Origin of the sequence: Dyella sp. SG562 (genome assembly GCF_011759495.1) — a bacterium.
Taxonomy (GTDB): Bacteria; Pseudomonadota; Gammaproteobacteria; order Xanthomonadales; family Rhodanobacteraceae; genus Dyella_D; species Dyella_D marensis.
The window spans coordinates 565,962-581,341 of sequence record NZ_JAAOYS010000001.1; the positions used below are offsets into that span (position 1 = coordinate 565,962).

11 protein-coding genes are annotated in these 15,380 nt (G+C 67.2%); 7 read left to right on the top strand and 4 right to left on the bottom strand.

Translation table 11 applies throughout. The features are described 5' to 3' along the window. Positions 1–2: 2 nt before the first annotated feature. The gene (locus FHW84_RS02410) at positions 3–500 is read left to right on the top strand and encodes a hypothetical protein (protein ID WP_167252512.1); all 498 of its coding nucleotides are present in this window, start codon (positions 3–5) and stop codon (positions 498–500) included. An 88-nt stretch (positions 501–588) separates the two neighbouring features. Here the strand turns inward: FHW84_RS02410 and FHW84_RS02415 are convergent, their stop codons facing one another. Further along, positions 589–1,224, bottom strand: a complete 636-nt coding sequence (locus FHW84_RS02415) for a homoserine/threonine efflux transporter (protein WP_167252513.1) — start codon at positions 1,222–1,224, stop codon at positions 589–591. 254 nt (positions 1,225–1,478) lie between these two features. Between FHW84_RS02415 and FHW84_RS02420 the strand changes: the two genes are divergently transcribed. The 4 genes from FHW84_RS02420 (at position 1,479) to FHW84_RS02435 (ending at position 7,293) form a co-directional block, all read left to right on the top strand. After that, complete coding sequence (locus FHW84_RS02420; RefSeq protein WP_167252514.1) at positions 1,479–2,741, top strand: nucleoside permease; 1,263 nt, start codon at positions 1,479–1,481, stop codon at positions 2,739–2,741. Positions 2,742–2,999: 258 nt separating this feature from the next. Continuing rightward, positions 3,000–5,216 carry a TonB-dependent siderophore receptor gene (locus FHW84_RS02425; protein WP_167252515.1) on the top strand — a complete coding sequence of 739 codons (2,217 nt, stop codon included), beginning with the start codon at positions 3,000–3,002 and terminating at the stop codon, positions 5,214–5,216. A gap of 32 nt (positions 5,217–5,248) precedes the next feature. Then, entirely contained in the window at positions 5,249–6,235 is a 987-nt protein-coding gene (gene dusB / locus FHW84_RS02430) for a tRNA dihydrouridine synthase DusB (protein ID WP_167252516.1), read from the top strand. Positions 6,236–6,462: 227 nt separating this feature from the next. Continuing rightward, positions 6,463–7,293: a class I SAM-dependent methyltransferase gene (locus FHW84_RS02435; RefSeq protein ID WP_167252517.1), complete on the top strand. Its 831-nt coding sequence runs from the start codon at positions 6,463–6,465 to the stop codon at positions 7,291–7,293. 186 nt (positions 7,294–7,479) lie between these two features. On the opposite strand, the gene FHW84_RS02440 is transcribed toward FHW84_RS02435, so the two are convergent. Continuing rightward, positions 7,480–8,220 carry an SGNH/GDSL hydrolase family protein gene (locus FHW84_RS02440; protein ID WP_167252518.1) on the bottom strand — a complete coding sequence of 247 codons (741 nt, stop codon included), beginning with the start codon at positions 8,218–8,220 and terminating at the stop codon, positions 7,480–7,482. A 305-nt stretch (positions 8,221–8,525) separates the two neighbouring features. On the opposite strand from FHW84_RS02440, the gene metK reads away from it, so the two are divergent. Beyond that, positions 8,526–9,725 carry a methionine adenosyltransferase gene (metK, locus tag FHW84_RS02445; protein WP_167252519.1) on the top strand — a complete coding sequence of 400 codons (1,200 nt, stop codon included), beginning with the start codon at positions 8,526–8,528 and terminating at the stop codon, positions 9,723–9,725. An 84-nt stretch (positions 9,726–9,809) separates the two neighbouring features. Further along, positions 9,810–11,672 carry an ATP-binding cassette domain-containing protein gene (locus tag FHW84_RS02450; protein WP_167252520.1) on the top strand — a complete coding sequence of 621 codons (1,863 nt, stop codon included), beginning with the start codon at positions 9,810–9,812 and terminating at the stop codon, positions 11,670–11,672. Positions 11,673–11,854: 182 nt separating this feature from the next. Here FHW84_RS02450 and FHW84_RS02455 read toward each other — a convergent pair whose 3' ends face one another. Then, positions 11,855–12,463 carry a TIGR00645 family protein gene (locus tag FHW84_RS02455; protein WP_167252521.1) on the bottom strand — a complete coding sequence of 203 codons (609 nt, stop codon included), beginning with the start codon at positions 12,461–12,463 and terminating at the stop codon, positions 11,855–11,857. 87 nt (positions 12,464–12,550) lie between these two features. Next, complete coding sequence (ppc, locus tag FHW84_RS02460; RefSeq protein WP_167252522.1) at positions 12,551–15,259, bottom strand: phosphoenolpyruvate carboxylase; 2,709 nt, start codon at positions 15,257–15,259, stop codon at positions 12,551–12,553. Positions 15,260–15,380 lie beyond the last annotated feature (121 nt).

Sequence of the window (15,380 nt, forward strand, 5' to 3'; positions counted from 1 at the left end):
CAATGAATCATTCCATCTATCGCACCCTCGCTGCGTTCACGGCATGTCTCGGTCTGGCCATTCCCGTTCATGCGTCGTACGCCCAGAGTCCGCCCATCTTCCAGGCCGGCGTGGACAAGTACGCCGTCGAACACAGCGGCCGGGAGTCGGCCTGGCTGTTCCAGCAGCCGTTAAGGCCGAATTTTTACTTCCCCTACGTCATCTACGAGGGCGACAAGATATCCAGGCTCACTCCGGGAGCATCCTTCACGGCGCAGCTCGGCCTGGACTATGCCGGCGCGGTGACGTTCCTGGTCAACTGGGAGGAAACCGCGCAACGGGCGCAATCCTCCTATCGGAGCCTGCACGGTGAGATCCGGTCGACGCAGCCGGGCGGTGCGAAGCTGGGCGTATTTCGATTCACCATGAGAGTCGGAGGGACCGAAATGACCGGATGCCTGCAACTGCAGGATCGATCCTATTGCTTCGCGGGCAAGGACGGGGTTGGCTGGCTGTCCTGAAGACCCATTGCCGGCCTTGGCGCCATCTCATCAGTGGAGGTGGCGCCAAGGCTTTCGCTCGGCACACGATCGGCGGCCATCGGACCCGTCACGCTGCGCGGTTACCTGTCCCGCGCAGGATCAGGTGCAGCCCGAACAGCACGAACACCGCCCCGGCGAAGCCATCGATCCAGCGGACCAGCCGCAGATAGCCGCGGCGCATCGCCGGCAGCGCGAAGAACGCCGCGACCAGCGAGAACCATAGAAACGTCTCGGCGATGATCATGCCCCACAGGCCCCAGCGCGCCGCCGCGCCCACGCCGTCGCCGACGAAGGCCGAGAACACCGAGCCGAAGTAGACCAGGGCCTTGGGGTTGGCCAGGTTGGTGAGCAGGCCGGCGCGCAGGGCGGCGAAGTCGCTGCGCTCCACCACCACGGTCCGGGTAGCCCCGCCGGCCGGCGCTTTCCACGCGCCGCGCAGCATCTTCACGCCCATCCAGGCCAGGTAGAGGCCGCCGGCGATGGCGATCAGGCGCGACAGCCAGGCCATCTGGTGCAACACGATCTGCAGGCCCAGCAGGGCCAGCGCCGCCCATACCAGCGCGCCCAGGGTGATGCCGGCCACGCCGAACATGGCCTGCCGGCGCGAGCGGCTGACCGCGGTCTGGGAGACGAAGAAGAAATCCGGGCCGGGGCTGGCCAGGGCGATCAGCTGGATCGCGGCGATGGTGAGGAACAGGCTCATGGGGTCACTCTCGGCATGGAAAGGACGCTCGGAATAAGGCACGGGTATTTTGCGGCTGCGCAACTTGTTCCCGCCGGGCCGATTCCCTACGCTGGCGGACGTTTGGCCAGGACCTAAGACCAGTCCTAGGCCGCCCGCGGGGGATCAGCGCGTTCACCGGAAGGGCAGCACCAGCTCGGCTGGCTGCCCCGCCCGGCGTGTGCCCGACGGACCGCTCCGCGATATTAACGAATCACCAGGACCGATAAAGCCCGATGAGCATCAAACTCCGCCTCGTCATCATGTACTTCCTGCAGTTCTTCGTATGGGGTTCGTGGCTGCTGACCATCGGGGCGTACTGGTTCCAGAACAAGCATTGGCCCGGCACCCAGTTCGGCGCGATCTTCTCCACCATGGGCATCGCCTCGCTGTTCATGCCCTCGATCGCCGGCGTGATCGCCGACAAGTGGATCAACGCCGAGAAGCTGTTCGGCCTGATGCATATCGGTGGCGCGATCATGCTGTTCATCGTGCCCAGCATCAATTCGCCCGGGCTGATGTTCTGGGTGATGCTGCTGAACATGATGTTCTACATGCCCACGATCTCGCTCTCGATCGCGGTGGCGTACAACGCGTTGAAGACAGGCGGCGAAGACATCGTCACGGTGTTTCCGCCGATCCGCGTGTGGGGCACGGTGGGTTTCATCGCCGCGCTGTGGACGGTGAGCCTGCTGCACCTGGAAACCACCGAAGGCCAGTTCCACGTGGCCGGCGCCGCCGCCCTGCTGCTGGGCCTGTACGCATTCACCCTGCCCAAGTGCCCGCCGCGCTTCGAGCGCAAGGAGCACCAGTCGCTGCTCGATACGCTGGGCCTGACCTCGTTCGCGCTGTTCCGCAACGCGCAGATGGCGATCTTCTTCGTGTTCGCCATGCTGCTGGGCGCGGCGCTGCAGCTCACCAACGCCTACGGCGATACTTTCCTGCACGACTTCGCCACGATGGACCAGTACAAGGACCTGCTCGCCGTGCGCTATCCGGCGATCATCATGTCCATCTCGCAGATTTCCGAAACGCTGTTCATCCTGGCCATTCCGTTCTTCCTGAAGCGCTTCGGCATCAAGACCGTGATGCTGATCAGCATGCTGGCCTGGACGCTGCGCTTCGGCCTGTTCGCCTATGGGGACCCGGGCGCGGGGCTGTGGATGATCGTGCTGTCGTGCATCGTCTACGGGATGGCCTTCGACTTCTTCAATATCTCCGGCTCGCTGTTCGTGGAAGGCCAGGCCGACCCGTCGATCCGCGCCAGCGCGCAGGGCCTGTTCATGCTGATGACCAACGGCATCGGCGCGGTGCTGGGCAGCTCGGTCAGCGGCTGGATGATCGATGCCTTCTTCACCCATGCCGACGGCAGCAAGAACTGGCACGGCATCTGGACGGCGTTCTCGGCCTACTCGCTGGTGGTGGCGGTGCTGTTCGTGTTCCTGTTCAAGCACAAGCACGATCCGGCGGCAGTGGCGGCGGCGCGCGCGGCGCACTGAAACACATGGCGTAGGTTGGGGTGAGCCGTCAGGCGAACCCCAACATGGCCACCTGCATACGCCTCGCACTGTTGGGGTTACTGGCTGCATCAGCAGCCCGCCCTTCGGGCCATCCGCTACGCGGATGTTCGCTACGGCATCCTGCCTTCGCAGTCGCCTGACGGCTCACCCCAACCTACGTCTGGCGGGGCCGGCGCATGAATTTGTGGTGAGAATTATTCTCATTTAAGATGCCTGTTTTCACGGCCTCCTAACACCATGCCCCGTCTTTCCCGCACCATCGCCCTGGCCCTGCTGGCCAGCGCCGCCTCCGCCCATGCCGCCGATGACACGCCGGACCAGCAGCAGGCGAAAGACCTGGCGACCGTGCGCGTCACCGGCGACTGGCTGGGCGACGCCACCGCGCGGGACGTGCAGAACCACCCCGGCGCGCGCACCACGATCCGCCGCGAGCAGATCGTCGAGGCCGCGCCTACCCAGGTGCGCGACATCCTGCGGCGCATTCCCGGCGTGCAGATCCAGGAAAGCAACGGCACCGGCGGCAGCGACGTGTCGCTGAACGTGGGCGTGCGCGGCCTGACCGCGCGCCTGTCGCCGCGCTCCACCATCCTGCTCGACGGCATCCCCGTGGCGGTGGCGCCGTACGGCCAGCCGCAGGTGTCGATGATGCCGATGGCGGTGGCCAACCTCGAAGCGGTGGACGTGGTGCGCGGCGGCGGCTCGGTGCGCTACGGGCCGCAGAACGTGGGCGGCATCGTCAACTTCGTCACCCGCGAGATTCCCGAGACCTTCGGCGGCAGCGCCGGCGTACTGCTGCAGGGCGGCGCGCATGGCGGCATCCAGACCCAGAGCAACGCTTTCATCGGCGGCACCACCGCGCAAGGACTGGGCATCGCCCTGCTCTACTCCGGCACCAAGGGCCCGGGCTACCGCGAGCACGAGAACAACACCAACATCGACGACGTGATGCTGAAGTCCAGCTACCGCTTCAGCGCCACCGACACGCTCAGCGGCAGCCTGCACTACTACCGCGGCCAGGCCGGCATGCCCGGCGGCCTGAGCCAGGCCGACTACGACGCCAACCCGTTCCAGTCGCGCCGCCCGTTCGACGACTTCCGCGGCCTGCGCAAGGACGCCGTGCTGAAGTACAGCCACGTCGACGACACCCGCAGCTTCGAGGTGCAGACCTACTACACCGACAGCTTCCGCGGCAGCCATATCGAGACGATCACGCAGAACGCGAAGACCGGTATCTACACGCACCAGCTCAACGCCTACCCGCGCAACTACCACACCTTCGCGATCGAACCGCGCTATTCGCAGCTGTTCGATTTCGGCGGCTGGACGCAGGAAATCGGCGTCGGCTACCGCTACCTCAACGAAGCGATGCACGAGCGCACGCTGCGCAACAACAAGTACGACTCGCCGCTCTACTACACACCGCTCGACAGCAATCCGTACAACGGTGCGTACGTGCGTTCGGGCAACAACGTCGGCGGCACCGAAGCGCATGCGCTGTACATCGACGACACCATCAACGCAGGCAGCTGGACCATCACTCCCGGCCTGCGCTACGAGCGCATCAACACCTGGTGGCGCGCCCTGCCCGACGCCACGGTGATCGTGAAAGGCCCGACCTTCCGCCGCGAGAAATATTCCAAGCCGCTGCCGTCGCTCAATGTGATCTATCACCTGTCCGAGCGCTGGAAGCTCTACGCCAACGCCGAGACCTCGTTCGGCAGCCTGCAGTATTTCCAGATCGGCCAGAAGAACGCCGACAACCAGTTCGCCAGCGGCCTGGCCCCGGAAACCGCGCGCACCTACGAAGCCGGCACGCGCTACGACAACGGCGCCTGGGGCGCGGAAGCCACGCTGTTCCGCATCAACTTCGACCATGAGCTGCAGCTGGTGGGCAAGATTCCCGGCGTGGCCGATTCGCACGACGGCTGGACCAACCTCGGCGCCACCACCCACAAGGGCCTGGAAACCGCCGCCCACCTCGATGCCGGCGCGTTCGATCCGAACCTGCGCGGCCTCACCCTGTGGAGCACCTTCACCTACACCAAGGCCACCTATAACTACGGCTCGTTCGCCGGCCGCGACCTGCCGTTTTATTCGCGCCGCACCGCCAACCTCGGCGTGCGCTACGAGCGCGGCCCGTGGACGCTGAACCTGGATGCCTTCACCCAGTCGCGCCAGCATTCGCCCGGTTCGCCCAGCTTCGATCCGACCAGGCCTTCGCAGTACATCACCGTCGGCACGCCGGCGGGCGACTACGGCGACATCCCCGGCTGGACCAGCTGGAACCTGCGCGGCGAGTACCGCTTCGGCCCGGCGCTGTCGTATCTGAAGCTCGGCGTGGGCGTGAAGAACCTGTTCGACCGGCGCTATTTCACCCGTTCCACCGACAACAACAACGGCCTCTACGTGGGCCAGCCGCGCACCTTCTTCGTGCAGGCTTCGGTGGATTTCTGACCGGCGGGGCCGCTCCCGGCTAAAATGGCCGGATGCAGATCGGCCCCTACCGCATCGACCCGCCCGTGGTGCTCGCGCCCATGGCGGGGGTCACCGACAAGCCCTTCCGCCTGCTGTGCAAACGGCTGGGCGCGGGCCTGGCCGTGTCCGAGATGACCACCGCCGACCCGCGCCTGTGGCAGACGCGCAAGTCGCTGCACCGTATGGACCACGCCGGCGAACCCGAACCGGTGAGCGTGCAGATCGCCGGCTACGACCCGGCCATGCTGGCAGAGGCCGCGCGCTACAACGCCGGGCACGGCGCGCAGATCGTCGACATCAACATGGGCTGCCCGGCCAAGAAGGTCTGCAACGTGTGGTCCGGCTCCGCCCTGCTGCAGGACGAGCCGCTGGTGGCGCGCATCGTCAAGGCGGTGGTCGACGCGGTCGACATCCCGGTGACGCTGAAGATCCGCACCGGCTGGGACCGCCAGAACAAGAACGCGCTCGCCATCGCGCGCATCGCCGAGGACGCCGGCATCGCCGCGCTGGCCGTGCACGGCCGCACCCGCGCCGACAAATACGAAGGCGAGGCGGAGTACGACACCATCGCCGCGGTCAAGGCCGCCGTGCGCATGCCGATCTTCGCCAACGGCGACGTAACCACGCCGGAGCAGGCCAAACACGTGCTCGATGCGACCGGCGCCGACGCGGTGATGGTCGGCCGCGGCGCGCAGGGCCGGCCGTGGATCTTCCGCGAGATCGCGCACTACCTCACCACCGGCGAGCGCCTGCCCGAGCCGGGTCCGGCGGAAGTGGCCGCGATTTTGCTGGCGCATCTGGAACATCTGTACGCGTTCTACGGCGAGCAGTCCGGCGTGCGCATCGCGCGCAAGCACCTGGGCTGGTACGCGAAGGATCGCCCGGAAAACGCCGCCTTCCGCGAGGTGGTCAACCGCGCCGAAAGCGCGCAGGACCAGCTGCGCCTGACGCGCGAATATTTCCAGGCACTGGAAAACGGCCTCGAACTCGCCGCGTAGGTTGGGGTGAAACCCCAACGCCATGCCTGCGCACCGAGCGGGTTTCCGCGCGCATCGTCGAGGTTACTGGCTGCATCAGCAGCCAGCCCTTCGGGCCATCCGCTACGCGGATGTTCGCTACGGCATCCTGCCTTCGCAGTCGCTTACGCCTACCCCCACGTGCGCCAATCTTGAGCGCGCCACGGCCGAGGCCTAAGCTTTCCTTCCAGCCCCGCTGCGGAGGCCCCATGGCCACCGAACCCACCGGCGATTTCCCCTATATCCACGGCTTCTCGGCCGAGGAACAGGCCCGCCTGGTGCGCCAGGCGCGCATGTTCGAACCCAGCCTGTTCAGCCACGTGGACTACAGCGACGCCACCCGCCTGCTCGAAGTCGGCTGCGGCGTAGGCGCGCAGACCGAGATCCTGCTGCGCCGCTTCCCGCAGCTGCACGTCACCGGCATCGACCGCTCGGCGGCCCAGCTCGCCGCCGCCGAGCGCAACCTCGCCGCCACCGCCTGGTGCGAGGCGCGCTACACGTTGAAACAGGCCGACGCCACCGACCTGCCGTTCGGCGAACGCAGCTTCGACGCCGCCTACCTGTGCTGGGTGCTGGAACACATGCCCAGCCCCGCGCGCGTGCTGAGCGAAGTGCGCCGCGTGCTGAGCCCGGGCGCCATCGTCTACGTCACCGAGGTGCTGAACGCCTCGTTCTTCCTCGACCCGTATTCGCCGCACCTGCTGCGCTACTGGCTGGCCCTCAACGACCACCAGTACGACGCCGGCGGCGATCCCTTCATCGGCGCCAAGCTCGGCAACCTGCTGCTGGCCGGCGGCTACCACGACGTGCATACCGAGGTGAAAACCATCCACCTCGACAACCGCCAGCCAGGCCGGCGCAAGCACATGATCGAGTTCTGGGAAGAACTGCTGCTGTCGGCGGCCGATGCCCTGCTCGACGGCGGCCAGGTCGATGCAGCCACCGTCGCCGGCATGCGCAAGGAACTGCAGGCCGTGCGCAACGACCCGAACGCAGTGTTCTTCTTCGCCTTCGTGCAGGCGCGGGCCAGCGTGTACTGAGCGTGCCTTGCCGTAGGTTGGGGTGAGCCGCAGGCGAACCCCAACGTCGAGACCTCCAAGCGCGCCGCAACGTTGGGGTTACTGGCTGCATCAGCAGCCAGCCCTTCGGGCCATCCGCTACGCGGATGTTCGCTACGGCATCCTGCCTTCGCAGTCGCCTACGGGCTCACCCCAACCTACGCCGTATCACGGTGCGTTGGCGGCAGGCGGCTTCGCCTTGAAGCCATACGAGGCCAGCACCGGGCGCAACGCCTGGATCCACAGCGCATAGCCGGCCGGCTTCATATGCAGGCCGTCGTCGCGGAACAGCTCCGCGCGCGGCTTGCCCTGCGCATCGAGCATCAGCGGCGCGATATCCACGAAGCGCACGCCGCGCTGCGTCGCCGCCCAGTCGCGGATCAGGCCGTTCGCCTGGCTCATCGCCGGCCACAGCGACCAGCGCGCCACGCTCGGCTTGATGGAGATGTACACCACCGGCACCGCCGGCAGGTCCTTGCGCACGCGCGCCACGAAGGCCTTGAAGTCGTCCGCCACCTGCTGCGCGGAGTGGCCTTCGTAGACGTCGTTGTCGCCGGCGTACATCACGATCAGGCGCGGGTGGTACGGCGTGACGATGCGGTCGGCGTAGTAGGTGCTGTCCTCGATCGCCGAACCGCCGAAGCCGCGGTTGATCACCGGCACGCCGGGGAAATCCTCGGCCAGCGAATGCCAGTAATTGATCGAGGAGCTGCCGATGAACAGCACGGCGCGCTGCGGCGGGGGCTGGGCCTGGTCCTGCCTGGCGAAGGCGTCCATGGCGGGCAGCCATTCGGCCGGCCCCTTGGTCTGGACGGTCTGGACGGTCTGGGCGGCGGCGGCCGAGGCCAGAAGCAGCCAGGCCAGGGCCAGCAGCCAGCGGGCGGGATGGATGGTGTGGTTCCGGGTCATGCGGGCCTCCGCGAGTCGTGCCGATCCGCCCGAATGTAGCGGATCGGGCCCGGAAATCCCCGCCCCGCCTACCCGCAGCGCAGCAACGGCCGGGACGGCCGTGAGCTATCCTCGGGCGCTTGCGCGGCCGCCCGGCAGGCCGCCGGAAGCCTGTGACACTCGGCCTCCTGGCCGTCCAAACGGCTGAATCGGCATGAAATCGTCACCTGCCGGCCGCATGCTGTAGCTGCAAAACCGGGGGCCGGCATGTATCATGCCGCACCCTCTATTTATCTCTCTATCCGTAAGGAAGGATATAACCCGCGATGAGCAACTTCCTCTTCACCTCCGAATCGGTTTCCGAAGGCCATCCGGACAAGGTCGCCGACCAGATCTCCGACGCCGTCCTCGATGCCATCCTGGCCCAGGATCCGCGTGCGCGCGTGGCCTGCGAGACCCTGGTGAAGACCGGCGTGGCCATCGTGGCCGGCGAGATCACCACCAGCGCCTGGATCGACCTCGAGGCGCTGACCCGCAAGGTCATCGTCGACATCGGCTACAACTCCTCCGACGTCGGCTTCGACGGCGAGACCTGCGGCGTGCTGAACCTGATCGGCAAGCAGTCCCCCGACATCAACCAGGGCGTGGACCGCAAGAAGCCGGAAGAACAGGGCGCCGGCGACCAGGGCCTGATGTTCGGCTACGCCACTAACGAGACCAAGGACTACATGCCGGCGGCGGTGTACTACTCGCACCGCCTGGTCGAGCAGCAGGCCAAGGTGCGCAAGGCGAAGAAGTCGCCGCTGCCGTGGCTGCGCCCGGACGCCAAGAGCCAGGTCACCCTGCGCTACGAGAACGACCAGGCCGTGGCGATCGACGCCGTGGTGCTGTCGACCCAGCACGATCCGGACATCAAGCAGAAGGACCTGGTCGAGGCCGTGCGCGAGCACATCCTCAAGCCCGTGCTGCCGGCCAAGCTGCTGCACAAGGGCACCAAGTTCCACATCAACCCGACCGGCAAGTTCGTGATCGGCGGCCCGGTGGGCGACTGCGGCCTGACCGGCCGCAAGATCATCGTCGACACCTACGGCGGCTGGGCCCGCCACGGCGGCGGCGCGTTCTCGGGCAAGGACCCGTCCAAGGTCGACCGTTCGGCCGCCTACGCGGCGCGCTACGTGGCCAAGAACATCGTGGCCGCCGGCATCGCCGACCGCTGCGAAGTGCAGGTCTCCTACGCCATCGGCGTGGCCGAGCCGACCTCGATCTCGGTGACCACCTTCGGCACCGGCAAGATCTCGGACGACAAGATCGAGAAGCTGATCCGCAAGCATTTCGACCTGCGCCCGTACGGCATCATCAAGATGCTGGACCTGATCCATCCGATGTACCAGCAGACCGCCAGCTACGGCCACTTCGGCCGCTCGCCGTACGAAGTGAAGGGTCCGGACGGCAAGACCTACACCGCTTTCTCCTGGGAGAAGACGGACAAGGCCGAGGCGCTGCGCGCGGACGCCAAGCTGAAGTAAGCGGACGCTTCATCCGCTGCAGGAAACGGGCCGCGCAAGCGGCCCGTTTTCGTTGGGGCCCCGCGCAACGGCTACAATGCGCGGATGTCCCTGATCCAACTCCAGCGTGTCGACTTCAGCGTCGGCGGCCCCCTCCTGCTCGAACACGTCGATCTGTCGATCGAGGCGAACGAGCGCGTGTGCATCGTCGGCCGCAACGGCGAGGGCAAATCCACCCTGCTCAAGCTGATCGCGGGCGACCTCAAGCCGGATGACGGCGAGCTGCGCCTGCAGACCGGCATCGTGGTCGCGCGCATGGCGCAGGAAGTGCCGCAGGACACCGCCGGCAGCGTGTTCGACGTGGTCGCGGCGGGCCTGGGCGATCTCGGCGCGCTGCTGGCGCGCTACCACCACCTGCTCGCCGAGCACGACTTCGACGCGCTGGGCGACGTGCAGGCGCAGATCGAGGCGCGGCACGGCTGGGATCTGGACCGCCGCGTCAACGAGGTGCTGGAGCGGCTGGAACTGCCGGCCGACACCGACTTCGCCGCGCTGTCCGGCGGCATGAAGCGCCGTGTGCTGCTGGCCCAGGCGCTGGTGCGCAAGCCGGACGTGCTGCTGCTGGACGAGCCGACCAACCACCTGGATATCGAGGCGATCGGCTGGCTCGAGGGTTTTCTCAAGTCCTTCGCCGGCAGCCTGATCTTCATCACCCATGACCGCTCGTTCCTGCGCTCGCTGGCCACGCGCATCGTGGAGATCGACCGCGGCCAGCTGACCAGCTGGCCCGGCGACTACGACAACTACCTGCGCCGCCGCGAGGAACGCCTGCACGCCGAGGCGCAGGCCAATGCGCTGTTCGACAAGAAGCTGGCGCAGGAAGAAGTGTGGATCCGCCAGGGCATCAAGGCGCGCCGCACCCGCAACGAAGGCCGCGTGCGCGCGCTGAAGGCGCTGCGCCGCGAGCGTGCCGAGCGGCGCGAGCTGGGCGGCAACGCCAGGATCACCCTGGCCAATGCACAGGCCTCCGGCAAGAAGGTGATCGAGACGCGCGGCGTGCACCAGGCCTACGGCGGGCGCGTGCTGATCGACCAGCTCGACACCGTGATCATGCGCGGCGACCGCGTCGGCATCGTCGGCCCGAACGGCGCCGGCAAGAGCACCCTGCTCAAGATCCTGCTGGGCGAACTCACACCGCAGCGCGGCGAGGTGACGCTGGGCACCGGCCTGCAGATCGCCTACTTCGACCAGCACCGCAGCCAGCTCGACGACACGCTCAATGCGCTGGACAACGTGGCCGGCGGGCGCGAATACATCGAGCTCAACGGCCAGCGCAAGCACGTCATCGGCTATCTGCAGGATTTCCTGTTCTCGCCCGAACGCGCCCGCGCACCGATCACCCGCCTCTCCGGCGGCGAACGCAACCGCCTGCTGCTGGCCAAGCTGTTCGCCCAGCCGTCCAACCTGCTGGTGATGGACGAACCCACCAACGATCTGGACGTGGAAACGCTGGAGCTGCTGGAAGAACTGCTGACCGAATACCAGGGCACTTTGCTGCTGGTATCGCACGACCGCGAGTTTCTCGACAACGTGGTCAGCAGCACGCTGGTGCTGGAAGGCGAAGGCCGGGTCGGCGACTACGTCGGCGGCTACAGCGACTGGCTGCGGCAGCGGCCGGTGGCGCGTGCGGTGGAGGCGGTGCCGGTGAGGGCCGCGGAAGCGCCGCGTGCCGCGGAGCCGGAGAAGCCGAAGCGCAAGCTGAGCTACAAGGATCAGCGCGAGCTGGAGCAGTTGCCGGCGCGCATCGAGCAATTGGAAACGGATATCGGCGCGCGTTCGGCGGCGATGAACGATCCGGCGTTCTACCAGCAGGACAACGCGGCGATCCAGCGGCACAACGAGGCGCTGGCGAAGCTGCAGGCGGAGCTGGAACTGGCGTACGCGCGGTGGACTGAGCTGGAAGGCTGAGAACTGAAACTCTTCTCCCCTCCGGGGAGAAGATGCCGGCAGGCAGATGAGGGGTGGGTGCTCGCGGTAGCGCTTCTACGAAGAGAGGAAAAAGCTCTTGAGCTTATCGAGACCCTCCACTCACCGCTCCGCCCGGCCCCTCACCCCAACCCTCTCCCCGGAGGGGAGAGGGAGTGAAAAGCTCAATGCTCCTCGCGCTTCGCGCTCTGCATCAACCGGTCCGTCCACGCGATCCCGATCGCCGACACGATAAACACCAAGTGGATGATGGTCTGCCACATCACGCCCACCGGCGTGAGCGTGGCGCATTTCAGCGCCGTGCCCGGGCCATTCTCGGCAATGCTCGCCAGCATCTCCGCCGAGCAGAACGGCAACCCCGTCAGCGAGCCGGCGGCGATGAACGTCTTCAGCAGGTGGATCGAGGAGATGCCGATGATCGCCATCGCCAGCTTCACCTTCAGCACCGAGGCGTTCACGTGCGACAGCCATTCCGGCTGGTCCGGATGGTTCTCCAGGCGCAGGCGCGAGACGAAGGTCTCGTAGCCGCCGACGATCACCATCACCAGCAGGTTGGAGATCATCACCACGTCGATCAGGCCGAGCACGATCAGCATGATCTCCTGTTCGCCCAGCGACGGCGCTTCGTGGATCAGATGCCACAGCTCCTTGGCGAACAGGAACACGTAGACGCACTGCGCCACGATCAGGCCCAGATACAGCGGCAGCTGCAGCCAGCGGGAGCCGAAGATCAGCCAGGGCAAGGGGCCGAGGCGGCGGGGAGCTTCATGCATGGGAAAAACTCGCGGTCTAAAGCGTCCAGCCTAGCGAGATCGAAAGATTTTGCGCAAGCTCCCGGCAGGCCTCTCCAGCGCGGCCTTTCAACCCGTGTTCTGCAGCCCCTGCGATACGCCGTTCACGCAAGCGACCAGCGCGCGCAGCAACGCATCGTCCTCGCTGCCGCCCGCGCGCCAGCGGCGCAGCAGATCCACCTGCAGCAGGCTCATCGGATCGATATAGGGATTGCGCAGGCGGATCGACACCTTCAGCTTCGGCGCATCGCGCAGCAGTTCGTCCGCCCCTTTCAGGCGCAACACCCAGCGCGTGGTGCGTTCGAATTCCTCGCGGATCAGCGCGAAGAACGGCTCGTGCAGTTCACCGGCCAACTGCGAGAAGGCCTCGGCGATATCCAGGTCGCTCTTGGCCAGCACCATCTCCACGTCGTCCAGCATATTGGCGAAGAACGGCCAGTCGCTTGCCATCTCCGCCAGCGCCTCCTCGCCGAAAGCCGCGGCGCCCTGCTCCAGCGCCGTGCCCAGTCCGTACCAGCCGGTGATGATCGAGCGGCACTGCGTCCACGCGAACACCCACGGGATCGCGCGCAGATCCTGCACGCCGCGCATGCTGCGGCGGCGCGAAGGACGCGAGCCCAGGGTCATGCGCTCGATCACGTCGATCGGCGTGGCGCTGCGGAAGTAATCGATAAAGCCGTCGCGGTCGACGAAGGCGCGATACGTCTTACGGCTGTTCGCCGCCAGCTCGCCCATGCGCTCGCGCCACACCGCCTCGCGCTCGTCCTGCTCGCGCGGACGCAGGCTGGCGCGCAGCACCGCGCCCACGGTCTGTTCCAGATTGCGCAGCGCCAAGGCGCGGATGCCGTACTTGCGATGGATCACCTCGCCCTGCTCGGTCACGCGCAGCACGCCGGCCACCGAACCGCGCGGCGAGGACATCAGCGCCGGCGCGATGCGCGCACCGCCGCGGCTGGCCGAACCGCCGCGGCCATGGAAGAACGACAGCCGCACACCGGCCTCGTTCGCCACTTCCAGCAGCTCCACCTGCGCGCGCTGCAGGCCCCAGCGCGAGGCCAGCGTGCCGCCGTCCTTGCCGCTGTCCGAATAACCCAGCATCACCCACTGGCGGCCGCCGCGCTGGTCGAGATGGGCACGGTAGACCGGGTCGCCGAACAGCGCGCGCAGGGTTGCCGGCGCATTGGCCAGGTCGTCCACGGTTTCGAACAGCGGAGCCACGTCCAGCGGCACGCGGTCTTCCTCGGCCACCAGCCCGCCATGCCGCGCCAGCGCCAGCACCGCCAGCACGTCGGCGGCGGAGCGCGCCATGCTGATGATGTACAGGCCCACCGCATCGCTGCCGTAGCGCTTGCGCGCATCGCGCAGCGTGGCGAACACCGCCTTCAATGATTGCGCGCCGGCATCGTCGCTGTCGCCGAACGCGCGTTCGCCGCTCGCATACGGCTGCAAGGCTTGCGCACGCGCCGCGTCGTCGCGCTCGGGCCAGTCCGCCTCGCCGAACAGGGCGGCGAGCGCATCGTCGTGCACGCGCGAGTCCTGCCGTACGTCCAGCCGCGCCAGGTGGAAGCCGAAGCTGCGCACGCGCCAGATCAGGCGCTGCACCGCGTACGCGCCGGCATGCAGGCCGCGATGATCGAGCAGGCTGTCGGCAATCAGCTGCAGATCGGCCAGCAGGTCCTGCGGCGACGCATAGGCTTCCGGATGATCGTCGTCGTGCGTGGCCTGCAGGCGCGCCTTGACCACGGCGAGGAAGGCGCGGTACGGCATGTCCGCATGGCGCGGCCGCACCTGCGCCGCGGCCTCCGGGAAACGCTGGCGATAATCGGCCAGGCGCCGCGCCAGTCCGTCGTCGACGCCCACGCGCCCCTCGGTCTGGCTGAGCAGCCGCGCCAGTCCGGCGATGTCGTCGATGTAATGCTCCAGCACGTGCGCGCGCTGGTTGCCGAGGCTGGCCGCGATGGTGTCCGCGCCCACGTTCGGATTGCCGTCCATGTCGCCGCCCACCCAGGTGGCGAACGACAGCAGGCGCGGCAACGCCACCGCCACGCCGTAGACCTGCTGCAGCGCATCCGCCAGCGACTCGTACAGCGCCGGCACGATGCGGTAGATCGGATTGGCCAGGTAGAAACCGACGTGGTGATGCTCGTCCTGCACGCTGGGCCGCACGGGTGAAGCTTCGGCGGTCTGCCACGCGGAGGACAGCGCCATGAAGATGCGGTCGTCGTCTTCCTTGCGTTCCTGCGGCGTGCGGCTGGGATCGAAGTTGTCGATCAGCGCGCGCACGATCGCCTGTTCCTTCTCCAGCAGCGAGCGGCGCATCGCTTCGGTCGGATGCGCGGTGAACACCGGTTCCACCCGCAGCCGCGCCAGCCATTCCAGCAGCTCGGCCGCACCGACGCCCTGCTCCTTCAGGCGGCCGAGCGCATCGAGCAGCGATTCGGGCTGCGGCGCATGGTCCTCGCGCTGGTAATCGCGGCGGCGGCGGATGCGGTGCACGCGCTCGGCGATGTTCACCGCCTGGAAATAGGTGGCGAAGGCGCGCGCCAGCGCTTCGGCATGCGCGGTCTCCACACCGGTCAGCGGTTCCGCCAGCAGAGCCAGCGGCGCGCCCTCGTGGCGGCGCGCGATGGCAGCGGTGCGCACGCGTTCGACTTCATCGAGGAATGCCGGCGCCACCTGCTCGGCGAGCATGTTGCCGACCAGGGTGCCTAAACGGCGGACGTCTTCGCGCAGGGGGGCATCGTGCGGAGCGAACTCGGGACTGCGCTGCTGGGCCATCGGAACCTGGGTCGGCGGATGTCTGGACTTCCAAGACTACCCCGAACGAATGGCCTTTTGTGCGGCGCCGCATGAGCTCGCAAAGTTGCTTATGAAACGAATGAGCCGGGGTAGGTTGGGG